This window comes from Nioella ostreopsis, assembly GCF_004000255.1.
Lineage (GTDB): Bacteria > Pseudomonadota > Alphaproteobacteria > Rhodobacterales > Rhodobacteraceae > Nioella > Nioella ostreopsis.
On record NZ_RCIQ01000008.1, the window covers coordinates 141,324 to 163,806 of the forward strand.

The window sequence follows — 22,483 nt, forward strand, 5'->3', positions numbered from 1 at the left end:
CGGTCCGCCGCATGTTGGCAAGTCCCGCGTCAGGCAGCAGCACCCTGCCCGAGCCGCGCCAGAACCGCGATGCACAATGCGACGGTCGACAGCACACCCGAAATAGTATGCTTCCAATGCGGATACCCGGCACGGGCGTAGATCAGGCCATCTGCAAAGCCCATGAAGGCGCAGACGGCGAAAAGGGCGATAAGGACGTTGAGATCCCCATAGATCGTGAAGACGAGCGCCAGAAAGGCGAAGGCCGTATAGCGGTCGGCCATCACGAGCGGTAACTTCTCAAGACGATGCGTGGTCTGCTCCAACCCCTTGTCGGGGTCGGTCCAGAACGCCCAGGCCAGCAAGGCCAGGATCAGAACGGTGACGCCCCCGCAGATCGTCGTGAGAAGGGTGAGGCTCACCTGTCGATCTCACCGAACACCACGTCCATCGTGCCGATGATGGCCGCGACGTCTGCCAGCTGGTGGCCACCCGCGACATGGTCCATGGCCTGCAGGTGCAGATAGCCCGGCGCGCGGATCTTGGCCTTGTAGGGTTTGTTCGACCCATCCGCGACAAGGTAGACGCCAAACTCCCCTTTGGGGGCCTCGACCGCCGCGTAAACCTCACCGGCAGGCACGTGGAAGCCTTCGGTATAGAGCTTGAAGTGGTGGATCAGAGCCTCCATCGAGGTCTTCATGTCGCCCCGCTTTGGCGGCGTGATCTTGCCACGGGCCAGGATGTCGCCCTGCCCTTCCGGCGCGCGCAGCTTGGCAATCGCCTGATGGATGATATGGACCGACTGGCGCATCTCTTCCATGCGCACGAGGTAGCGGTCATAGCAGTCGCCGTTCTTGCCCACGGGGATCTGGAACTCGAACTCGTCATAGCATTCATAGGGCTGCGCGCGGCGCAAATCCCAGGCCATGCCGGACCCGCGGACCATCACACCGGAAAAGCCCCAATCCAGCACTTCCTGCTCGCTCACCACACCGATATCGGCGTTGCGCTGCTTGAAGATGCGGTTTTCGGTCAGCAGCCCGTCGATATCGTCCAGCTTGGCCGGAAATTCATTGGCCCAGGTCTCGATATCGTCCAGCAGCTCCGGCGGCAGGTCCTGATGGACGCCACCGGGGCGGAAATAGGCCGCGTGCAGACGCGCGCCACAGGCCCGTTCATAGAAGACCATCAGCTTCTCGCGTTCCTCGAAGCCCCAGAGCGGCGGCGTCAGCGCGCCCACATCCATGGCCTGTGTGGTCACGTTCAGCAGGTGGTTCAGAACCCGGCCGATCTCGGAATAAAGCACCCGGATCAGCGACGCACGGCGCGGCACTTCCACGCCGGTCAGCTTTTCGATGGCCAGGCACCAGGCATGTTCCTGGTTCATCGGCGCCACGTAATCCAGCCGGTCGAAATAGGGCAGGTTCTGCAGATAGGTCCGGCTTTCCATCAGCTTTTCGGTGCCGCGATGCAGCAGGCCGATATGCGGATCGCAGCGTTCGACGATCTCGCCATCCAGCTCCAGCACCAGACGCAGCACGCCGTGCGCCGCCGGGTGCTGAGGCCCGAAGTTGATGTTGAAATTCCGGATCTTCTGTTCGCCTGTCAGGGCGTCTTCGAAGCCTTTGCCGCCATCCATCATGCCAGCGCCTCCATGTTATCCGTCCAGCGTTGCGGCAGGGCACCCATGTGCCCGCGCACCGCATCATACTGAGGGGCAAGCCACGCCATCGCGCGGGCGCGCTGCGCCTCGGTCATCGTCAGGTCTTCCCCCGCCAGAACCCGCGCCTCGGTATTCGCAGGCCGCTCGGCAATGCCGAGACAGCCGCAGAGCCGGGCCAGCGTGTCGGGCTGGAAGAGTGTCTCGTAAAAGGCCGTGAACAGCTTCGCCGGGTCCACCGCCGCATTCAGCCTCGTCAGCGTCCCCGCGTAATCGCAGCGCGCCGCCATGGTCTGATCCTCGCCGCCAAGCACCTTGTCCAGAAGCGCCCCTGCGGTCGCCGCCAGATCGCCACCCTTGCGGGTCGCGGCCATGCGGATGTTGGACCACAACCGGTCCAGCGGGTCGCGCATCAGGAAGACGAAGCGCGTCACCGGGGCCAAGCCCGCCATACGCGACAGGCTGGCCTCGGACAGCGTCGCATAGGCCGGGGTGATGTCCCCCACCACCCGCGCCGCTTCGGCATTGTGGTTCAGGAACGCCAGATAGCCCGCATCGTTCTGCCCCTCGCGGATGACGTTCAGCCAGCCGGTATAGGCCCAGACCTCGCGTTGCAGCCGCTTGTCCAGCCGCGCGTCCCCCGTCGGCAGGCGGTCCTTGCGGCGCTTGCGCTCGCGCAGCATGCGGGTGACCTGCCGGTCGAACTTGCTGGTCTCGCAGGTGTCGAAATAATGCAATTCCTTGACGGCGGGCAGCCGCACCTCGGGATGTGCGGCAAGATAGCGGTAAAGCCAGGTCGTCCCCGCCTTTGCCGCGCCGATCCCGAAAAGGAGTGTCGCCTGTGCCATGCGCCTGATCAGCCTTTCGCGGCCTCGGGTTTTTCATCCCCCGGCAGGATATACTCGGCACCTTCCCAGGGGCTCATGAAATCGAACTGGCGGTATTCCTGCACCAGCTTCACCGGCTCATAGACCACGCGCTTCAACGCCTCGTCATAGCGAACCTCGGTGTAGCCCGTGGTCGGGAAATCCTTGCGTAGCGGATAGCCGCGGAAGCCATAATCCGTCAGGATGCGGCGCAGGTCCGGGTGGCCGGAAAACAGCACGCCATACATGTCGAACACTTCCCGCTCGAACCAGTTGGCCGCCGGATAGACACCGGTGATCGAGGGCACCATCTCGTCCTCGCGGATCTGGGTTTTCACCCGGATGCGGTGGTTCTGGTACATCGACAGGAAATGCCACACCATGTCGAAGCGCTTGTCGCGGCTCGGGTAATCCACGGCGGTGATGTCCACCAGCGTGGAAAAACGGCAGGCGGTGTCGGTCTTCAGGAAGTCCATGAAGGCCGGGATCGAGGCCAGCGTGATCTCCACCGTCAACTCGCCATGGGCGATCTCTGTGCCGATGACCGCGTCCCCCTGCTTGAGGGTAATCAGGTCGGCCAATTCGCGAAGGGCATCTTCACTCATGCGTCGTCTCCTCGGTCAGCGCGGGCGGCGCTTAGCGGGTAATGGTGCCGGTGCGGCGGATTTTGCGCTGCAGCTGAAGCAGGCCGTAAAGCAGCGCCTCTGCCGTCGGCGGGCAGCCGGGAACGTAAAGATCCACGGGCACGATCCGGTCACAGCCGCGCACCACGGAATAGCTGTAGTGGTAATAGCCACCGCCATTGGCGCAGGACCCCATGGAGATCACGTAGCGCGGCTCCGGCATCTGGTCGTAGACCTTGCGCAGCGCCGGCGCCATCTTGTTGGTCAGCGTGCCCGCCACGATCATCACATCCGACTGGCGCGGGGAGGCGCGCGGTGCGATCCCGAACCGCTCGGCGTCATAGCGCGGCATCGAGGTATGCATCATCTCGACCGCGCAGCAGGCCAGACCGAAGGTCATCCAATGCAGCGACCCGGTGCGCGCCCAGTTGATCAGGTCATCGGCGGTGGTCAGCAGAAAGCCCTTGTCCTGCAGCTCCGCGTTCAGGGCGCGGGTGGCAACGTCCTTGTCCACACCGGCGGTGTTGGCGCTGGTCATCACTCCCATTCGAGGGCCCCCTTCTTCCATTCATAGGCAAAGCCGATGGTCAGCACGGCCAGGAAAATCATCATCGACCAGAACCCCAGCATCGACATCTCCGGGAAGGCCACGCCCCATGGGAACAGGAAGGCGATCTCCAGGTCGAAGATGATAAACAGGATCGAGACGAGGTAGAATCGCACGTCGAATTTCATCCGCGCATCGTCGAAGGCGTTGAACCCGCATTCATAGGCCGACACCTTTTCGGGGTCCGGGTTGCGGACCGCCAGAATGACGGCGGCAAGGATGAGGACAATCCCAAGCCCGATGGCAAGGGCGAGAAAGATCAGAACGGGCGCATAATCCCTGAGCAGGTCTTCCAAGGCTGGCTCCTTCGGCTCGCGGGCGCCACGGCGAAGCGGCGCAGGGTCATCCCCCGCAATACGCATCTGCGCGCGGGGACTGTCCGCTGTTTATGCCCGCACCGCGCGGGGGTCAACCGAAGCAAAGCGCAACAGGGGCCTCCAAGGCAGGAAAAATCACCGCAGGGCCTGCCACAGATCTGCGCGTCCCCCCTCGTGGACGCGCAGCCACGCGCGCGCCATCGTCCTCCCGCGCGTCGATTGCCGTTTCATCTTGGCCAAAATACCTCGGGGGAGTCGCCTGGAAGGCGACGGGGGCAGAGCCCCCCTTGAACGCCCTTTCAAGAGCGTTCGTCGCGGCCCGGCACGGGCCGCGCGGATCGACGTGCCGCAGGCACGGCGAAATCCCGGTCAACCCAAAACCTGCCAAAGAGATGCACAGGGGGTGCACGGGGGTGTACGCCCGGTGTACGGGGAGTGACAGCCTGTTTTCGCTCCGGATATCACCGCGCGCGCAGCAGGCGGCGCGCCTTCTCAGCGCTGCCAGACGACCGGAAACCAATCCTCGCGCAGCCGCTGCCCCGGCACCATGTCATGCCCCGGAAACGGCGGAGACGTCCGCCCCGGCCGTTCCACGTAACGCGCATCATCCCCAAGAAACCGCACGGAAAACGCCCGCCGGCGGCTCGTGCTGGTATTGCCCCGCGCGCCATGCAAGGTGCGGTAGTCGAAGGCCACCGCATCGCCGGGCTCCATCGTCCATTCCAGCACCGTCAGACCCTCCGCATCCGGGTCCGGCACCGGGATATAGGCGCCCTCATCGGGGAAAAAAGCGTCTTCTTTCAACCACCTGGTCGGCAGAACCGGCTTTGGCCACTTGTGACTTCCCGCCACCAGCCGCAGCGTCGCATCCGTCACCGGATCGAGCGGCGACCAGAAGCTGATGGTCTGCTCACCCTCGACAAAATAATAGGGTCCATCCTGATGCCAGGGCGTCGGCTTCGACGTCCCCGGCTCTTTCACCAGCACGTGGTCGTGGAAAATCTGCACCCTGTCCGAGCGCATCAGCTCGCCCGCCACCCGCGCCGCATCCGAGTGCCGGATGACCTTCTCGAATTCGGGAATCCGCGTCCAGTTGCAATAGTCGTCAAAGAAGCGCCCGCCCTCGCCCGGCAACAGGTTCTCCGCCGCATAAGGCCCCGGCTCCGTCATGTTCCGCTCCACGCCCTTGCGCAGCGTGTCCACGTGATCGGCAAAGAGCCCCTTGATCAAGACCGCGCCATCGCGGGCGAACTCCGCGATCTGTTCTTGCGTGACGGTGACAGCCATGAACGCTCCTCCCAGTTGACCGGGCAGAGCAAACGCCAGCCCGCCCGCTGATGCAAGTGCTTAGCTTTGTTGCCAGCTTGGCTTGCGCTTCTCGAAAAAGGCCGACACGCCTTCCGGCCCCTCCTCGCTTTCCCAGGCATCGACCAATGCGGCGATGGTCATGTCCACCACGGCATCATTCACCCGAGGCTCCAGCGCCGCGACAAGCGCCTTGGCCTTGGCCACCGCGCCCGGCGCGCAGGCCAGATAGGGCGCGACCTCGGCCTCCACCGCCGCATCCAGATCCTCGGCCGTAACGGCCTTGGCCAGCAGCCCCAGATCAACCGCCTCAGCAGCCCCGAAGATCCGCGCCGACATGAAGACCCGCCGCGCCCGGCTCGCGCCCATGCGCGCCACCACGTAAGGCCCGATCGTTGCCGGGATCAGCCCGAGCCGCGTTTCCGTCAGGCCGAATTTCGCGCCCTCGACCCCCACGGCCACATCGCAGACCGACATCATGCCGATCCCGCCGCCAAAGGCCTGCCCCTGCACCCGGCCAATCAGCGGCTTGGGCATCCGGTCCAGCGCCCCCAGCATCGCTGCCAGCTTGCGCGCCTCACGCGCCCGGGTCGCGGCACCGGCGGCCATCTGGTCCTTCATCCAGGCCAGATCCCCCCCGGCGCAGAAGGTCTTGCCATTGCCGGTCAGCACCACGACCCGAACGGCGGGATCCGCCCCGAGCCGCTCTGCCGCTTCGGTCAGTTCCGCGATCATCTGCGGGGCCAGTGCGTTGTGACGCTCCGGCATGTCCAGCATCAGCACCGCAACGCCGCGATCATCCACCGCGATATCAATCGTTTCCATGGCTTATCCCTCCCGCATGGCCCGCGCCATCTGCGCGGCCTCGGCAATCACGCCCATATCCAGCCCGGTCTCATAGCCAAGCTCTGCCACCCGCGCGGCGACGGCTTCTGTGGCGACATTGCCCTCGGCCCCCGGCGCATAGGGGCAGCCGCCAAGCCCGCCGACAGCGGCGTCGAAGACCCGCAGCCCCCGCGCCAAAGACACCTCGATATTGTCCAGCGCCCGGCCCGCGGTGTCATGAAAATGGCCCGCCAGTTCCTCCGGCGCGACCTCCTCCAGCACCGCGGCCAGCATCGCGTCCACGGTCTCCGGACGGCCCTGCCCGATCGTGTCGCCAAGCGAGATCTCGTAGCAGCCGATATTGCGCAGCGTTGCCGCCACCCGCGCCACCTCGGCAGGCGGCGTCGGCCCGTCGAAGGGGCAATCGGTCACGCAAGAGATATAGCCGCGCACCGGGATGCCATCGGCCTTGGCAGCCTGCGCCACCGGCACGAAGCGGGTGATGCTTTCCTCGATCGTGGCGTTGATATTGGCCTTGGAAAAGCCCTCGCTCGCCGAAGCGAAAATGGCGATTTCGTCGGCGCGCGCAGCCTTGGCGCCCTCATAGCCCTTCATGTTGGGCGTCAGAGCCGCGTAGGACACGCCCGGCGCGCGGGTGATCCCCGCCAGAACCGCACCCGAATCCGCCATCTGCGGCACCCATTTGGGGCTGACAAAGCTGGCCACCTCGATCCTGCGAAAGCCCGCGCGGGACAGGCAATCGATCAGGGCAATCTTCTCTGCCGTCGGAATCTGGCGCTTTTCGTTCTGCAGCCCGTCGCGCGGGCCGACCTCGAAAATCTCAACGGTGTTGGGCATTGTCGTCACACAATCCGGTCAAGCGCATGGACTTCTATATCCAGCACCATCTCTGGCCGGGTCCGCGCCCCGTGACGCTGCAAGGCCTCGGCCTGCATATGGTCCTCCCATTCGGCGCGGGAGGCCCATTCCTCGATGAAGATCAGCACCGACGGATCGTCCTGAGACTGTGCCAGATCATAGCGCAGGCACCCCGGTTCCTCCCGGACCTCCGCCACCAGAACCCGCATCGATTCCAGAAGCTCATCCAGGGTTTCGCGATGCGCCCTGATCCGTGCGATCACGTGCAATTTGTCGTCCATGTCAGGCACCTTCCTTGAGTTCCCAGGGCGGGTAAAACGGCTGTTTGTACAGCTTCTGTTGCGCTTCATTGGGGCGTGACAGCGCGAAACCGGGGCGAGCCGTGATACGGTCCCACCATGCGGTCAGGGATTTGAACGGGTCAAGATGAGCGAAGTGGCGCGCCATGTAAACGGCCTGTCCGACCGAGACATCCGCCGCCGAAAACCCACTGTCCAGCAAGTAGTCCCGCCCCTGAAGCCGGTTTTCAAGCGCCTCATAGCATTTTTCCAGCCGCTTTGCCTCCAGCTTCATCAGCACCGGGCTGCGCATGGAATCGTCATACAGCATGATGTGCTGCTGCGTCAGGATCGCGCAATGCTGGCTGATCGTTTCTGAAAAATGCACCCAAATCAGCCATTGTGCCCGCTCGGGATCTCCCGGCGCGCGGCCCATGCCTGCCTCGGGGAACCGTTCGCACAGAAGCTCGGTGATCGCGCCGGTTTCCCACCAGCACTCCCCGTCAATTTCAAGCGCGGGAACCCGGCCTGCGGGGTTCTTGGCCAGGTAATCGGCAGAGCGCAGCGACTTGTCGAAGGGCCAGACCTGCAATTCGTATGCCACCCCCAGTTCGTTGAGCAGCCACAAGGTGCGCATCGACCGGCTTTGCGGGACGTGGTGAAGCCGGATCATCGCGCGACCTTTCCGCCTGGGACAAGAATTTTCGAAAATTCTTGCCAAATTTCTTCGAAGAAATTTCCCCCGCTCATGCCTCATCCTCTTCGTCCAGACGAATGAGCGCAGCACCTTCCTCGACCTGCTGGCCCGCGCTGGCCAGAACCTCTGCCACCGTTCCATCCCGGCCCGCCGTCAGCGTGTGCTCCATCTTCATGGCTTCCAGAATGGCCAGCCGGTCGCCAGCGGCAACCTCCTGCCCCGGTTCCACGAACACCGCTTTCACCAACCCCGGCATCGGCGCGACGATCAAACCGAGGGCAACCGCACCCTCGGCTGCCACGTCCAGCGGATCGACCGGATCGAAGCCATAGCCATTGCCCCAGAACACCGAGATACCCGCCGTATGTGTCACGACCTCGGCCGGCGTGGGCGCCCCATCGACGCTCCAACGGCCCGCCTGGCGCGTGATGTCATGCACCGCATCACCGATCTCGACCCGGAAACGGCCCGCTGCCAACGTTTCCACCGCCGCGCTCACCCGGTCGTCTCGATCGTCGAAGACCACAGTCTGACGCAGCGGCGCCCAAAGGCTGAAGCCCTGAAGTGCCGGGCTCTCCCGATGCAACCCAAGCGCCGCCAGAGCAGCCAGCGACCGCACCCGGCTGCAGGCCACAGGATCGGCGGCGAGGCTTTCCAGATCGCGGTCAATCAGGCCGGTATCCACCTCGCCCGCCGCAAAGTCGTCGTGCCGGGCAAGGGCCCGGAGAAAAGCGAGATTCGTGACCGAGCCCGCCACCTGCGTGCCCGCAAGTGCCTGATCCAGCCGCTTCAGCGCAACCGCCCGCGTGGGGCCATGCACAATCACCTTGGAGATCATCGGGTCGTACCACGGGCTGATCGTATCGCCTGCCCGGACCCCGGTGTCACAGCGCGCGCCTTCTGGGAATTTCAGATGGGCGAGTGTCCCCGTCGCGGGCAGGAAGCCCTTGGGCACATCCTCTGCATAGAGCCGCGCCTCGAAGGCATGGCCGGTGATTGTCAGCTCGTCTTGCTGCTTTGGCAGGCGTTCCCCTGCGGCCACGCGCAGCTGCCATTCCACCAGATCGACGCCCGTGATCGCTTCGGTCACCGGGTGTTCCACCTGCAGGCGCGTGTTCATTTCCATGAACCAGAACCCGTCAGGGCGCAGGCCCTTGGACCCGTCCACGATGAACTCGACCGTGCCCGCGCCCTTGTAGCCGATGGCCTCGGCGGCCCGGACACCTGCCAGCCCCATGGCCTCCCGCATCTCGGTCGTCATGCCCGGTGCCGGAGCCTCTTCGATCACCTTCTGGTGGCGGCGTTGCAGGGAGCAGTCGCGTTCGAAGAGATGCACAGCGTGGGTGCCATCACCAAAAATCTGCACCTCGATATGGCGCGGCTGAAGAACGAATTTCTCGATCAGCACCGCGTCATTGCCAAAGGCGGTCTTCGCCTCGCCCTTGGCGCTGGCGAGCGCGTTCATGAAGTCATCAGGCCGGTCGACCTTGCGCATCCCCTTGCCGCCGCCACCTGCAACGGCCTTGATCAGCACCGGGTAACCAATGGCATCGGCGGCCCCGGACAGGTGCTCAGGGTCCTGATTGCTGCCGTGATAGCCGGGCACGACAGGCACCCCCGCCTCTTCCATCAGCTTCTTGGCGGCATCCTTGAGGCCCATCTTGCGGATGGCATCGGCGGAAGGCCCGATAAAGGTCAGCCCCGCGGCCTCCACCGCCTCCACGAAATCGGGGTTCTCCGACAGGAAGCCATAGCCCGGATGGATCGCTTCCGCCCCCGTGGCCTGAGCCGCCGCGATGATCACATCGCCTTTCAGATAACTGTCGGCCGGTGCGGGCCCGCCAATATGGACGGCCTCATCGGCCATCTCCACATGACGTGCGCCCGCATCGGCATCCGAATAGACAGCGACCGTTCCGACGCCCATGGCACGCGCGGTGTCGATCACCCGGCAGGCGATTTCGCCGCGATTGGCAATCAGGATCTTCGAGAACATCATGCGTAATCCTCCACCACGCGGAACCGTTCGCACATGAGGTCCATGTCTTCCGAGAAACCACCGTTGCGGGTGAAATAGGCGCGGTAACCCTCGCGCCAGTGAGCGAGGTCGCGGAATTCCCCTTGGGCGGCCACGAACTCTTCGTCCATCTCGTCGAAGCGGCGCGTGGTCACCTCGACCGTTTCCAGCATCAGTGCCGGTGTTCCGTCCCAGTTCAACGCCACGTCGCGGCGCCCCACCACCGGCAGGGCGTCGCCTTCTTGTGTATAGGCGCGCATGGCCTCGCAGGTGGCGGTCTTCTTTCCCGCCCGCACGAGCGCGAGGATGTCGGCGCAAAGCCGGGCACTGTCCCCGAAACGAAACGTCTCAGCCTCGGGATTCGCGTCGATGATCTGTTGCAAGCTTTGTCCGGTCATGGCTGCCCCCTTTCTTTCGGGCACCCGGCCCCCGAAAAATCTTCCTGAAGATTTTTCCGACCTCCCAAAATCCTTCTGGAAGGATTTTGCCGCACCGAAGAATTTTCCCGAAAATTCTTCATGGCGCGTCACATCCGGAACACGCCGAAGCGCGTTTCTTCGATCGGGGCATTCAGGGACGCCGAGAGCGACAGGAACAGCGTCTCGCGCGTCTTGCGTGGGTCGATCACCCCGTCATCCCAGAGCCGGGCCGAGGCATAGAGCGGGTGCGACTGATGTTCGAACATCTCCAGCGTCGGCCGCTTGAATTCCGCCTCTTCCTCGGCCGACCAGCTGCCGCCCGCCCTCTCGATCGCGTCGCGCTTCACCGTCGCCAGCACGCCCGCCGCCTGCGGGCCACCCATGACCGAGATGCGGGAATTGGGCCAGGTCCACAGGAACCGGGGCGAATAGGCCCTCCCCGCCATGCCGTAATTCCCGGCCCCAAAACTGCCGCCAACCAGCATCGTGATCTTCGGCACTTTCGTGGTTGCCACCGCCGTCACCATCTTGGCGCCGTGGCGTGCGATCCCCTCGGCTTCGTACTTCCGCCCGACCATGAACCCGGTGATATTCTGCAGGAAGACAAGCGGGATGTTCCTCTGGCTGCAGAGCTCGATGAAATGGGCGGCCTTGGCGGCGCTTTCACTGTAGAGCACGCCGTTATTGGCCACGATCCCGACCGGGCAGCCCATCACATGGGCAAAGCCGCAAATGATGGTTTCCCCGAACCGCGCCTTGAACTCATCAAGCCGCGAGCCGTCGACAACACGGGCGATGACCTCGCGGATGTCATAGGGCGTGGTCAGGCTGGACGGGACCACACCGAGGATTTCCTCGGGGTCGTAGGCGGGGTCTTCCGGGCTCTGCCAGTCGACCGTCTGCGGTTTGCGGCGATTGAGCCCCGCAACCGCCTGCCGCGCAAGGGCCAGCGCGTGGGCGTCGTCCTCGGCCAGGTAATCGGCCACACCCGACAGGCGCGTGTGCACATCGCCCCCGCCAAGCTCCTCGGCGCTGACGATCTCGCCGATGGCGGCCTTCACCAGCGGCGGACCTGCGAGGAAGATCGTACCCTGTTCCTTCACGATGATGGTGACATCCGACATGGCCGGAACGTAAGCGCCGCCTGCCGTGCAGCTTCCCATCACCACGGCAATCTGAGGGATGCCCTTGGCCGACATATTGGCCTGGTTGTAGAAGATGCGCCCGAAATGCTCGCGGTCGGGGAAGACCTCGTCCTGCTGCGGCAGGTTCGCGCCGCCCGAGTCGACGAGGTAGACACAAGGCAGGTTGTTCTGCTCCGCAATCTCCTGCGCGCGCAGGTGTTTCTTGACGGTGATCGGGTAGTAGGTGCCGCCCTTCACGGTGGCGTCGTTGCAGACGACCATGATCTCCTGCCCGTGCACCCGGCCGATGCCCGCGATGGCCCCGCCACAAGGCGCCGCGCCGTCATACATGCCGTGGCCTGCGGTCGCGCCGACCTCCAGGAAAGGGGATCCGGGATCGAGCAGGTTCGCCACCCGGTCCCTTGGCAGCATCTTGCCCCGGCTGAGGTGCCGGGCGCGGGATTTTTCACCGCCACCGAGCGCCGCGGCCTCCGCCGCCTCGCGCACCACGGCCAAGGCGTCGAGATGCGCAGCACGGTTGGCCGCGAAGTCTTCGGAACGGGTCAAGACGCTAGATTTGAGCTTCATTGGGCGACCTCTTGACGATATCGTTTTTTGATACTATTAATCAGATCCAAATCAAACCTGAAACCCATGCCCCGATGTGCGGCGTGTGCTTGGGAACCAACTGAAGCCACCCAATCGGGAGTAACTTTAATGGTTTCTTCGAAACACACCCGCACCCTCGCGGCGATCTTCGCCAACCCGGTTCGCGCAGACATCCGCTGGACCGACGTTGAAAACCTCCTTCGCGCCCTTGGTGCGGAGATAACACAAGGCGCGGGTTCCCGCATCCGTGTCTCACTCAACGGACGGCGCATGGTTTTCCATGAACCGCATCCACGCCCAACGATCTTAAAGGACGCGGTGCGATCAATACGCCGCTTCCTTTCAGAAGCAGGTATAAGCCCATGAAACCTTACAAGGGATACAGTGCCACCGTTTCGTTCGATGAAGACGGCTTGATGTTTCATGGCGAGATCCTGGGGATTAAAGACGTGATCACCTTTCAGGCTCGTACGGCTGAAGACTTGCCCGCAGCTTTCCATGAAAGCTTGGACGACTACTTGGAATGGTGTGCGGAAGATGGCATCGAACCGGAGAAACCATACTCTGGCAAACTGGCGTTCCGCACTACACCCGAGCATCATCGACTGATTTCCGACGCTGCTGCGGCAAACGCGATTTCCATCAATCAGTGGATGGACTCCACATTGACGAAGGCTGCTCGTGAAACCCTTGAAAGAGGCACACGACTTATTCGGGACGCCTAGACTCACCCCATAGTCCCCATCAACTCGCGTCCGACCAGCATCCGCCGAATCTCGGACGTGCCCGCCCCGATCTCCATCAGCTTGGCGTCGCGGAAGATGCGGCTTACGGGGCTGTCAGTCAGGAAGCCTGCGCCCCCCATGGCCTGCACCGCCTGATGCGCCTGCTTCATCGCCTCTTCCGAGGCATAGAGACAGCAGGCCGCCGCGTCCTGCCGGGTCACGTCGCCCCGGTCGCAGGCCTTGGCCACCTCGTAGACATAGGCGCGGGCGGAATTCATCGCCGTGTACATGTCGGCGATCTTGCCCTGCATCAGCTGGAAACTGCCGATCGGCTGCCCGAACTGCTTGCGATCGCGCATGTAAGGCATGATCTCATCCAGGCAGGCCGCCATGATGCCGGTGCCGATGCCAGCCAGAACCACGCGTTCATAGTCGAGCCCCGACATCAGCACGCGCACGCCCCTGCCCTCTTCGCCCAGGATGTTCTCGAAGGGCACTTCCACATCCTCGAAGATCAGCTCCGCCGTGTTCGAGCCGCGCATACCGAGCTTGTCGAAATGCTCCGACGTGCTGAAGCCTACCATGTCCTTCTCGATCAGGAAGGCCGTCATCCCTTTGCTGCCCGCATCGGGGTCGGTCTTGGCATAGACGACCAGCGTGTCGGCGTCGCAGCCATTGGTGATCCAGTATTTGGTGCCGTTCAAAACAAAGCGATCATTGCGCTTTTCGGCGCGCAGTTTCATTGAGACCACGTCAGACCCGGCACCCGCTTCGGACATGGCCAGCGCGCCGACATGTTCCCCCGACACCAGCCGCGGAAGGTACTTGGCCCGCTGTTCGTCGGTGCCATTGAGCTTGATCTGGTTCACGCAGAGATTGGAATGCGCACCATAGGAAAGCGAGACCGAGGCCGATGCCCGCGCGATTTCCTCCACCGCGATCACATGCGCCAGATAGGACATGCCCGCGCCGCCATATTCCTCCGGCACGGTGATGCCGAGAAGCCCAAGCTCACCCATCTCTGTCCACAGGTCGGCCGGGAAGAGGTTCTGCTTGTCGATGTCCTGTGCCATCGGGCGGATACGCTCCTGCGCCCACCGATGCACCATGTCGCGCAACGCATTTACGTCTTCGCCCAGGTCGAACGTCATGCTGGCCATGAACATGCGCAGCCCTCCTCCTTAATTGAACGATTGTTCAGTTAATACGCCTGCACATGCCGCGAGTCAAAGGAATCCTGTCCTCCGCGACGCAACGGCACGGGAAAACTTTTCCGGAAAAGTTTTCAGGGTCCAAAAAATCTTCCAGAAGATTTTTCAGGTTTTCGTCCGCGGAATAATCTTCTGGAAGATTATTCAGGCATCACACCTGTTCTGTCAGGCTTGCTGTCTTCACTTCGTCGGCGACAATCTCGGCAATCAGACGCGCATCCTCTACCGTGAATGTCAGCGGCAGACGCATATCCATCAGACCGGACAGGATACGATCCGTATTGGGCAGGCTTTGCGGGCTGGCATAGCGCCAACTGTCGTAGCGAGAGGTGAAGGCCACCGGTTCGGCCCCGCCAAACCATTTCAGCTCTACACCCCTAGAGCCGCAGCGTTTCAGCACTTCGTCGATCTGTACGGGCGACAGTTCCGGCAACAGAAACTGGATCGACGAGCCCACGATGCATTCCTCCTCGGGCCGGTCGATCACCTTCAGCCCGGGCGTGTTGCGCAACCCGTCCTCGACAGCACGATAGAGCGCATTCCAGCGGTCAACCTGACGCGGCAGGTCGGCCAGTTGCGGGCGCAGGATCGCCGCCCGCAGGTTGTCCATGCGGCCCGAGACATTGGGCGTCACCCATTTGATCTGCTCGAACGCCTCAGGCGGCGGCGCGGCGCGGTGCCGGGCATAAAGCATGTAGCTGCCCGACAGCATGATCGCGCGGGCCATCAGGTCCGGATCGTCGGAGGTCAGGATGCCACCCTCGCCGGAGTTCATGTGCTTGTAGGTCTGAGTCGAATAGGCGGCCATGGTGCCATGACGGCCAGAGGGCACGCCCTTCCAGGCCGCACCCATCGTGTGGGCGCAATCCTCGACCACCTTCACCCCGGCCCCGTCACAGATCTGCATCAACAGCTCCATATCGCAGATATGCCCGCGCATATGCGAGAGAAGCAGAACCTTGGCGTCCGTTTCGGCCACCAGCCTCGCAAGGTGATCAAGGTCTATTGTCAGATCATCGGTAACTTCCACGAACACAGGGTCCGCATTCACCGCCGCAATCGCACCGGGAACCGGGGCGAGCGTGAAACCGTTGGTCAGCACCTTGTCGCCGGATTGCACCCCAAGGGCGCGCAGCGCACAGCCGATGGCATAGCCGCCAGAGGCCACGGCCAGCGCATATTTCGCCCCGGTGAAGGCTGCGAATTCCTCTTCCAGCAGGGCCGTCTCGGCCACCTCGCCATCCGCCACGTTATAGCGGTGCAGACGCCCGCCCTGCATCACGCGCAGCGCCGCCTCGATGCCCGCTTCCGGGATCGGCTCCTGCTGGGTGAAACTGCCTTTGAAGACTGTGCTCATGGGGAATGTTGTGGGGTCTGAGGCGGCGTTCGTCAATCCAGAAGCTGGCGGGCCAGCCCCGGCATGTCCTCGTAACGATGCAGCAATGCCTCGGGCGACAAGGCGACCACCCCTTGCCCAAGCGGTCCGAAGGTCACCAGAACCGAGGGCACCCCGGCAGCGCGGGCGGTTTCCCGGTCGGTGACCGTATCGCCAACCAGCAGCGACCGGGCCACATCCCCCCCGGCCCTCTCGACCGACGCCACGAAGGGCGCCGGGTCCGGCTTGCGGGTGGGCAGGGTATCCGCCCCGATCAGCGACCCGAAAAGGTCCCGCACTCCGAGCCGCGTCAGCAAGGTCTCGGCCAAGCCTTCGGGCTTGTTGGTGCAGACGCCCACGCGGATACCGTCCGCCCGCAAGGCCTCGACCGCCGCCACCGCACCGGGATACATCACCGTGTGCACGTCGATCGCCTGCCCATAAGCCTCCAGCAAAATGGGATAGCCCCGGTCAATCTCTGGCCCCGGCGCGTCATGGCCGAGCCGCTCGAAGCTCAGCGTCAGCATCGCCCGCCCGCCACGCAGCGCCGTGGGGTCATCGCGCCCCCGTTCCAGCTGCGGCGCATAGCCCATGGCCACCATCGCCGCGTTCCCCGCCGCGATCAGATCGCCGCTGGTATCGGCCAGCGTTCCGTCCAGATCGAAGATCACCGTGCGCATGCCTGCCCCTTTTCCCGTCATTCTTGGCAGGTTTCCGCCTGCGGTTGAAACGATCCGTAAGGGTTTTTGACGACAGCCCGCCTTGCGCCCTTTCCCCGCTTGCTTAATACCGGGGGCGAGAAAACGAAAGCAGGTGACATGCAGTCAGATGAACGGCCTTGCGCCCTTGTGATCCTTGCGGCGGGACAGGGCACCCGGATGAACTCCGATCTGCCGAAGGTGCTGCACCCGCTTGGGGGTGCGCCGCTTGTGGTGCATGCGATGGACGCTGGCGCAGCGCTGGCGGCAGAACGCACCGTGGTCGTGGTGGGTCATGGCGGCGCACTAGTGGAGAAAGCCGTTCGCGCCCATGACGAGGATGCCATCTGCGTCACGCAGAGCGAGCAGCTCGGCACCGGCCACGCGGTTCTTCAGGCCGCCCCGGCATTGGACGGGTTCGAGGGCGATGTCATCGTGCTTTACGGCGACACGCCTTTCATCTGCGAAGACACGCTGGCCCGGATGCTGGCCGCCCGCGCGGATCATGACATCGTGGTGCTTGGCTTCGAGGCCGCCGAACCGGGCCGTTACGGGCGGCTGGTGATGGAAGGCGATCGGCTGGCCCGCATCGTCGAGGCCAAGGACGCGACACCGGACGAACTGGCCATAACGCTCTGCAACTCCGGCCTGATGGCCGCCGATGCCACGACGCTGATAGCGCTGCTGGCAAAGGTCGGCAACGACAACGCCTCGGGCGAATACTACCTGACGGATGTGCCCGCCATCGCCGCCACCAAGGGCCTGACCGCCACCGCCGTCACCTGCGACGAAGCGGAAACGCTCGGCATCAACACGCGCGCGGAACTGGCCGGGGCCGAGGCGCTCTTCCAGCGCCGCAAACGGGCCGAGGTGCTGGACGGCGGCGTCACAATGACCGCGCCCGACACGGTCTTTTTCGCCTATGACAGCTGGATCGGGCGCGATGTGGTGATCGAACCGCATGTGGTCTTCGGCCCCGGCGTGACCGTGGAAAACGAGGCCACCATCAGGGCGTTCTCTCATCTCGAAGGCTGCCACCTTGGCGCACGCACCATCGTCGGGCCTTATGCCCGCCTGCGCCCCGGCGCGGAACTGGGCAATGACGCAAGGATCGGCAATTTCGTGGAAGTGAAAGCCGCCGAGATCGGCGAGGGCGCCAAGGTCAACCACCTCAGCTATATCGGCGACGCCGAGATCGGCGAGGGCAGCAATATCGGCGCGGGCACCATCACCTGCAATTATGACGGCGTCTTCAAGCACCGCACCACCGTAGGCCGCGATGTCTTCATCGGGTCGAACACGATGCTGGTCGCGCCCGTGACTGTCGGCAATGGCGCGATGACCGGTTCCGGCTCCGTCATCACACGTGACGTGCCCGCAGGCGACATGGCCCTTGGGCGCGCCAAGCAGGTCAATAAAACGGGGCTCGGCGCCCGGCTCATGGCGCGGTTGCGCGCGATGAAGGCAGAAAAGAAGGGGCAATAGCAATGTGCGGCATCGTCGGAGTTCTTGGCGACCACGAGGTCGCGCCCATTCTGGTCGAATCCCTCAAACGGCTGGAATATCGCGGCTATGACAGCGCCGGGATCGCCACGGTGAACGACGGCCGCCTCGACCGCCGCCGTGCCGTGGGCAAGCTGGTGAACCTGTCGGACCTTCTGGTGCACGAGCCCCTGCGCGGCAAATCCGGCATCGGCCACACAAGGTGGGCCACCCATGGCGCGCCGACCGTCGCCAACGCCCACCCCCATCAGGCGGGCCGCGTCGCCGTCGTGCACAACGGCATCATCGAGAATTATCGCGAGTTGCGAGAGGACCTCGCCACCAAGGGCATCGGCTTTTCCACCGATACCGACACCGAAACCATCGCGCTGCTTTGCGAACACTTGCTCGACACCGGCCTCGCCCCCCGCGCCGCCGCACGCGAAACCCTGCGCCGGCTGGAAGGCGCCTTCGCGCTGGCCTTCCTCTTCGACGGCGAGGACGATCTGATCGTCGCCGCCCGCCGGGGCAGCCCGCTCGCCGTGGGCCATGGCGAGGGTGAGATGTTCGTGGGCTCCGACGCCATCGCTCTGGCACCCATGACCGACCGGGTCACCTATCTGGAGGAAGGCGACTACGCCTATGTCACCCGCACCGGTGTGGAAATCTTCGACCAGGAAGACCGCCCCGCCAACCGCGAGATCCGCAAGATCGCCGCACAGGCCGCCCAGATCGACAAGGGCGGGCACAAGCATTTCATGGCCAAGGAGGTGTTTGAACAGCCCGTGGTTCTGGCCGAATGCCTCGCGCATTACTCCAGCGGCGATACGGTAGAGATCCCCGAAGGCGCGGTCGATTTCACCGACACCGACCGGCTGATCCTCGTGGCCTGCGGCACCGCCAACTACGCCTGCCTCGTCGCCAAATACTGGTTCGAGCAGCTCGCCGGCCTGCCCTGCGACGTCGATATCGCCAGCGAATTCCGCTACCGCGAACCGCCCGTCTCGGACCGCGCCACCGCGCTTTTCGTCAGCCAGTCGGGCGAAACCGCCGACACGCTGGCGGCGCTGCGCTACTGCGAGGGCAAGGCCGCGCGCATCCTTTCTGTGGTCAATGTCCCCGAAAGCTCCATCGCCCGCGAAAGCGATCTGGCGCTGCCGATCATGGCGGGGGTGGAGGTGGGCGTCGCCTCCACCAAAGCCTTCGTCTGCCAACTGGCGGTTCTGGCCAACCTCGCCATCCTCGCCGCCCGTCAGAAGGGCCGCATCGATGCCGCGCGCGAGGCGGAATTGCTGGCGCAGCTGCGCGGCCTTCCCGGTCTCATCAACCAGGCGCTGGCGCTGGAGGATCAGATCAAGCGCCACACCGGCGCCCTCTCCCGCGCGCAGACCGTCCTGTTCCTCGGTCGCGGCGCGATGTTCCCGCTAGCGCTGGAAGGCGCGCTGAAACTCAAGGAAATCAGCTATATCCACGCCGAGGGCTACGCGAGCGGAGAGCTAAAACACGGGCCCATTGCGCTTGTCGACAAGACGGTACCCGTGGTGGTCATGGCCCCCACCGACGCGCTTTTCGACAAGACCGTCAGCAACATGCAGGAGGTCATGGCGCGCGAAGGTCAGGTCTGGCTGGTGACCGATGCGGCGGGGTCTTCCATGGCGCGCGAAGGCGTCTGGCAGACGCTGGTGATGCCCAATGTGGACCCGATCTTCGCCCCCATCCTCTATTCCATCCCGGCGCAGCTCATCGCATATCACACCGCCGTGCATAAGGGCACCGATGTGGACCAGCCGAGGAACCTCGCAAAATCCGTGACGGTCGAATGACGCCGGAAGACGCGCTCGCCGCGCTTGAGGCGCAGGCCGACCAGGACCGGGCGGCGCAGATGCACGCTTATCACAAGATCGACCGGCCATACCTGGGCCTGTCGAACGAGGTCTGCAACGCGCTGGCGGCGGAGTGGCGCAAAACCCTCCCGCTGGAAGATCGCCTGTCGCTCGCCGATGCGCTCTGGCAGACGAACATCTTCGAGGCCCGGATCACGGCGGCGAAACTGCTTGTACAGGCGCGGATCAGGCCCGAGGACGACAGCACCTGGCAACTGATCCAGTCGCGGCTCCCCGATTTCGACAGTTGGGCCATCGCCGATGCGGTTGCCATGGCCGGTCAGCGCAGGCTCACCGCCGACCCCACCCGCCTTGATACGGTCGAAAGCTGGACCACCTCCGATCACCTCTGGACGCGCCGCGCCGCCCTCGTCTTCACCCTGCCCTGGACGAAACAGCGCCACCCCAAGCCCGAGGAGACCGCCGCGCGCGAGCGCATCCTCACCTGGGCCGCCACCTATACCGAAGACCCGGAGTGGTTCATCCAGAAGGCCGTGGCCTGGTGGCTGCGGGACCTCTCGAAGAAAGACCCCGCGCGCACACGGGCTTTCCTCGCCGAGAACGGGGAAAAGATGAAACCCTTCGCAGCCAGGGAAGCCGCCAAATACCTGACCTAACGGGACCAGGACCGCGAGTCGGGTCCGGGTCAAGGCGCGCGAATGCGCCCGCCGAAGGCGGCTTGGCCTTGACGCGGACCCGACTCGCACACAGCCTCGAAAAGGTCCTGTGACGGGACAGATCCCGGCAACAGGACCTCTCAGCAGACAGGTGCCGCCTCTCAGCCCGCGACCCGTTCACAACCTGCAGACCGCACCTCTCAGATATCCCGTGGCAACGCGGCCCGACGAGGGCCCCGAAGGGGCTTGAGGAGGGGCGCTCCCGCCGCGACGGCGCAAGCCGGCGCAAGTCACACGACCGGCACACCCCCCTCCAGCACGGTGCGGAACCAGCCCATGTCGATATTGCCCCCCGACAGGATCACCCCCACCTTCTTGCCCGCCATCCGCTCCCGCTCCTGCATCAGGGCGGCCAGAGGCGCGGCCCCGGCCCCTTCGGCCAGGTTATGCGTGGCGGTGTAGTAAAGCCGCATGGCGTCCGCGATATCTTCCTCGCTGACGCTCACGATCCGCGCCGCCCCGCGCCCATAGATGTCGAACGCCTCTTTCACCGGCACCCGCACCGCCATTCCGTCGGCAAAGGTCCGGGCCGAGTTCGTTTCCACCATGGCTCCCGCCTCATAGGACAGTTTCGCCGTCTGCGCGTGGTCCGACACGACGCCCACGACCTCGGTTTTCAACCCAAACGCATCGCGCGCCAGGATGGTCCCGCAGATGCCGGACCCGCAACCAATGGGCACATAGACCGTGTCGAGATCCTTCAGGGCGGAAAAGAGCTCATACCCATAGGTCGCCACGCCCCGCACCAGCTCCTTGTGGAAGGGCGGCACAACGCTCAGCCCCTCGGCCTCGGCCACCCGCATCGCCTCCACCTTGGCGGTGTCGAAATCCTCTCCGAACTCCACCAGTTCCGCGCCATAGCCCCGCATCGCCGCGTTCTTTTCCACCGAATTGCCATGCGGCACGTAAACCAGCGCCCTCAATCCCGCCGCCGTCGCCGCCCGCGCCTGGCTTTGCCCATGATTGCCGCGCGTCGCGGTGCAGATGCCGGGGCTGTCGGGATGCTCCCGCCGCAGCCAGTCCATGAAGGTGATCCCGCCGCGCACCTTGAAGGCCCCCGTGGGCGCGTGATTCTCATGCTTGACCCAGACCTCCGCCCCGGTTGCGGCAGACAGCCCCGGCCAGTGATATTGTGGCGTCGGCGACATCTGCCCATGCACCAGTGCCGCCGCTGACTCCAGCTCGTCCCGTGTAAACCGCATCGCTCACCCTCCGCATGTGTGTTTGGCCGCACCCTAGCCCCGCTTCCGGCCCTTGTCAGGCCCCCCGCGCACCCGTAATAAGCGCGCGATACTCAAAGGGGGACGGCTGGAAACCCATGCCCATTCTCGTGATGAAATTCGGCGGCACTTCCGTCGCCACGCTCGACCGCATCCGCCGCGCCGCCAAGCGCGTGGGGCGCGAGGTTGCCAATGGCTATGACGTGATCGTCATCGTCTCGGCCATGTCCGGCGAAACCAACAAGCTTGTGGGCTTTGTCGAGGAAACCTCGCATCTCTACGACGCCCGCGAATATGATGCCGTGGTCAGCTCGGGCGAGAACGTGACCGCGGGCCTCATGGCGCTGACCTTGCAGGAAATGGACGTGCCCGCGCGCAGCTGGCAGGGCTGGCAGGTGCCGCTCATTACCACCTCGGCCCATGCCTCCGCTCGGATCGAGGAAATCCCGACCGACAATATCAACGCCAAGTTCGGCGAGGGCATGAAAGTGGCCGTGGTCGCGGGCTTTCAGGGCATCAGCCCCGAGGGCCGGATCACCACGCTTGGCCGGGGCGGATCGGACACCACCGCCGTCGCTTTCGCCGCCGCCTTTGGCGCGGAGCGCTGCGACATCTATACCGATGTGGACGGGGTCTACACCACCGACCCGCGCATCTGCGACAAGGCCCGCAAGCTCGACCGCATTGCTTTCGAGGAAATGCTGGAACTGGCCTCGCTCGGGGCCAAGGTCTTGCAGACCCGCTCGGTCGAGCTGGCAATGAAATACAAGGTGCGCCTTCGGGTGCTGAGCTCCTTTGAGGAGCAGTCGGACGAGGCCGGAACCCTCGTCTGCGATGAGGAGGACGTCATGGAAGCCAACGCAGTTGCAGGTGTCGCCTATTCCAAGGATGAAGCGAAAGTCACCCTGGTCTCGGTCGCCGACCGCCCCGGCGTCTCCGCCGCCATCTTCGGCCCGCTGGCCGAGGCGGGGGTGAACGTGGACATGATCGTGCAGAACATCTCGGAA

Annotated in this window: 24 protein-coding genes; 6 read left to right on the forward strand and 18 right to left on the reverse strand. The window is 64.3% G+C overall.

Features of this window, described 5'->3' with window-relative positions; genetic code table 11:
• Window positions 1-29: 29 nt before the first annotated feature.
• From EP237_RS10695 to EP237_RS10760, 14 genes are all read right to left on the reverse strand, one after another.
• Window positions 30-401 carry a hypothetical protein gene (locus tag EP237_RS10695; RefSeq protein ID WP_127560884.1) on the reverse strand — a complete coding sequence of 124 codons (372 nt, stop codon included), beginning with the start codon at window positions 399-401 and terminating at the stop codon, window positions 30-32.
• A complete protein-coding gene (locus EP237_RS10700; RefSeq protein ID WP_127560885.1) occupies window positions 398-1,621 on the reverse strand; it encodes an NADH-quinone oxidoreductase subunit D in 1,224 nt (407 codons plus the stop codon). Before EP237_RS10700 ends, EP237_RS10695 begins: the two co-directional genes overlap by 4 nt.
• Window positions 1,618-2,487 carry a sulfotransferase gene (locus EP237_RS10705; RefSeq protein WP_127560886.1) on the reverse strand — a complete coding sequence of 290 codons (870 nt, stop codon included), beginning with the start codon at window positions 2,485-2,487 and terminating at the stop codon, window positions 1,618-1,620. The genes EP237_RS10700 and EP237_RS10705 overlap by 4 nt, the downstream gene beginning before the upstream one ends.
• Window positions 2,488-2,495: 8 nt before the next feature.
• Window positions 2,496-3,110: an NADH-quinone oxidoreductase subunit C gene (locus EP237_RS10710; protein ID WP_127560887.1), complete on the reverse strand. Its 615-nt coding sequence runs from the start codon at window positions 3,108-3,110 to the stop codon at window positions 2,496-2,498.
• Window positions 3,111-3,141: 31 nt separating this feature from the next.
• Window positions 3,142-3,666 carry a NuoB/complex I 20 kDa subunit family protein gene (locus EP237_RS10715; protein ID WP_071688479.1) on the reverse strand — a complete coding sequence of 175 codons (525 nt, stop codon included), beginning with the start codon at window positions 3,664-3,666 and terminating at the stop codon, window positions 3,142-3,144.
• Window positions 3,666-4,031, reverse strand: coding sequence for an NADH-quinone oxidoreductase subunit A (locus EP237_RS10720; RefSeq protein WP_071688470.1), 366 nt, complete (start codon window positions 4,029-4,031; stop codon window positions 3,666-3,668). Before EP237_RS10720 ends, EP237_RS10715 begins: the two co-directional genes overlap by 1 nt.
• Before the next feature lie 513 nt (window positions 4,032-4,544).
• Entirely contained in the window at window positions 4,545-5,339 is a 795-nt protein-coding gene (locus EP237_RS10725) for a phytanoyl-CoA dioxygenase family protein (RefSeq protein ID WP_127560888.1), read from the reverse strand.
• A gap of 60 nt (window positions 5,340-5,399) precedes the next feature.
• Window positions 5,400-6,182, reverse strand: a complete 783-nt coding sequence (locus EP237_RS10730; protein WP_127560889.1) for a crotonase/enoyl-CoA hydratase family protein — start codon at window positions 6,180-6,182, stop codon at window positions 5,400-5,402.
• A gap of 3 nt (window positions 6,183-6,185) precedes the next feature.
• The gene (locus EP237_RS10735) at window positions 6,186-7,040 is read right to left on the reverse strand and encodes a hydroxymethylglutaryl-CoA lyase (protein WP_127560890.1); all 855 of its coding nucleotides are present in this window, start codon (window positions 7,038-7,040) and stop codon (window positions 6,186-6,188) included.
• Between the two features lie 5 nt (window positions 7,041-7,045).
• Window positions 7,046-7,342 carry a putative quinol monooxygenase gene (locus EP237_RS10740; RefSeq protein ID WP_127560891.1) on the reverse strand — a complete coding sequence of 99 codons (297 nt, stop codon included), beginning with the start codon at window positions 7,340-7,342 and terminating at the stop codon, window positions 7,046-7,048.
• Window position 7,343: 1 nt separating this feature from the next.
• Entirely contained in the window at window positions 7,344-8,012 is a 669-nt protein-coding gene (locus EP237_RS10745) for a glutathione S-transferase family protein (RefSeq protein WP_127560892.1), read from the reverse strand.
• A 73-nt stretch (window positions 8,013-8,085) separates the two neighbouring features.
• Complete coding sequence (locus tag EP237_RS10750; RefSeq protein WP_127560917.1) at window positions 8,086-10,032, reverse strand: acetyl-CoA carboxylase biotin carboxylase subunit; 1,947 nt, start codon at window positions 10,030-10,032, stop codon at window positions 8,086-8,088.
• Window positions 10,032-10,451: an ASCH domain-containing protein gene (locus EP237_RS10755; protein ID WP_127560893.1), complete on the reverse strand. Its 420-nt coding sequence runs from the start codon at window positions 10,449-10,451 to the stop codon at window positions 10,032-10,034. Before EP237_RS10755 ends, EP237_RS10750 begins: the two co-directional genes overlap by 1 nt.
• A 128-nt stretch (window positions 10,452-10,579) precedes the next feature.
• Window positions 10,580-12,184, reverse strand: a complete 1,605-nt coding sequence (locus EP237_RS10760) for a carboxyl transferase domain-containing protein (protein ID WP_127560894.1) — start codon at window positions 12,182-12,184, stop codon at window positions 10,580-10,582.
• Between the two features lie 129 nt (window positions 12,185-12,313).
• On the opposite strand from EP237_RS10760, the gene EP237_RS23815 reads away from it, so the two are divergent.
• Together EP237_RS23815 and EP237_RS10770 are read left to right on the forward strand one after the other, a co-directional pair.
• Window positions 12,314-12,571, forward strand: coding sequence for a type II toxin-antitoxin system HicA family toxin (locus EP237_RS23815; RefSeq protein WP_206052278.1), 258 nt, complete (start codon window positions 12,314-12,316; stop codon window positions 12,569-12,571).
• Window positions 12,568-12,930, forward strand: coding sequence for a type II toxin-antitoxin system HicB family antitoxin (locus EP237_RS10770; RefSeq protein ID WP_127560895.1), 363 nt, complete (start codon window positions 12,568-12,570; stop codon window positions 12,928-12,930). Before EP237_RS23815 ends, EP237_RS10770 begins: the two co-directional genes overlap by 4 nt.
• Window positions 12,931-12,932: 2 nt before the next feature.
• On the opposite strand, the gene EP237_RS10775 is transcribed toward EP237_RS10770, so the two are convergent.
• From EP237_RS10775 to EP237_RS10785, 3 genes are all read right to left on the reverse strand, one after another.
• Complete coding sequence (locus tag EP237_RS10775; protein ID WP_127560896.1) at window positions 12,933-14,096, reverse strand: isovaleryl-CoA dehydrogenase; 1,164 nt, start codon at window positions 14,094-14,096, stop codon at window positions 12,933-12,935.
• 196 nt (window positions 14,097-14,292) lie between these two features.
• The gene (locus tag EP237_RS10780; protein WP_127560897.1) at window positions 14,293-15,498 is read right to left on the reverse strand and encodes a DegT/DnrJ/EryC1/StrS family aminotransferase; all 1,206 of its coding nucleotides are present in this window, start codon (window positions 15,496-15,498) and stop codon (window positions 14,293-14,295) included.
• A 32-nt stretch (window positions 15,499-15,530) separates the two neighbouring features.
• On the reverse strand, window positions 15,531-16,196 hold the full coding sequence (locus EP237_RS10785) for an HAD-IA family hydrolase (protein ID WP_127560898.1): 666 nt from the start codon (window positions 16,194-16,196) through the stop codon (window positions 15,531-15,533).
• Window positions 16,197-16,334: 138 nt separating this feature from the next.
• On the opposite strand from EP237_RS10785, the gene glmU reads away from it, so the two are divergent.
• From glmU to EP237_RS10800, 3 genes are read left to right on the forward strand one after another with little or no spacing between them, the layout of a single operon-like run.
• A complete protein-coding gene (glmU, locus tag EP237_RS10790) occupies window positions 16,335-17,699 on the forward strand; it encodes a bifunctional UDP-N-acetylglucosamine diphosphorylase/glucosamine-1-phosphate N-acetyltransferase GlmU (protein ID WP_127560899.1) in 1,365 nt (454 codons plus the stop codon).
• Window positions 17,700-17,701: 2 nt separating this feature from the next.
• A complete protein-coding gene (glmS, locus tag EP237_RS10795) occupies window positions 17,702-19,519 on the forward strand; it encodes a glutamine--fructose-6-phosphate transaminase (isomerizing) (protein ID WP_127560900.1) in 1,818 nt (605 codons plus the stop codon).
• Entirely contained in the window at window positions 19,516-20,196 is a 681-nt protein-coding gene (locus EP237_RS10800) for a DNA alkylation repair protein (protein WP_127560901.1), read from the forward strand. Before glmS ends, EP237_RS10800 begins: the two co-directional genes overlap by 4 nt.
• Window positions 20,197-20,486: 290 nt before the next feature.
• On the opposite strand, the gene EP237_RS10805 is transcribed toward EP237_RS10800, so the two are convergent.
• Window positions 20,487-21,458 (reverse strand): threonine dehydratase, encoded by a 972-nt coding sequence (locus EP237_RS10805; RefSeq protein WP_127560902.1) that lies wholly within the window; start codon window positions 21,456-21,458, stop codon window positions 20,487-20,489.
• A gap of 116 nt (window positions 21,459-21,574) precedes the next feature.
• Here EP237_RS10805 and EP237_RS10810 point away from each other — a divergent pair.
• Window positions 21,575-22,483 (forward strand): aspartate kinase (locus EP237_RS10810; protein ID WP_127560903.1); only part of this gene is annotated, 909 nt, incomplete at its 3' end.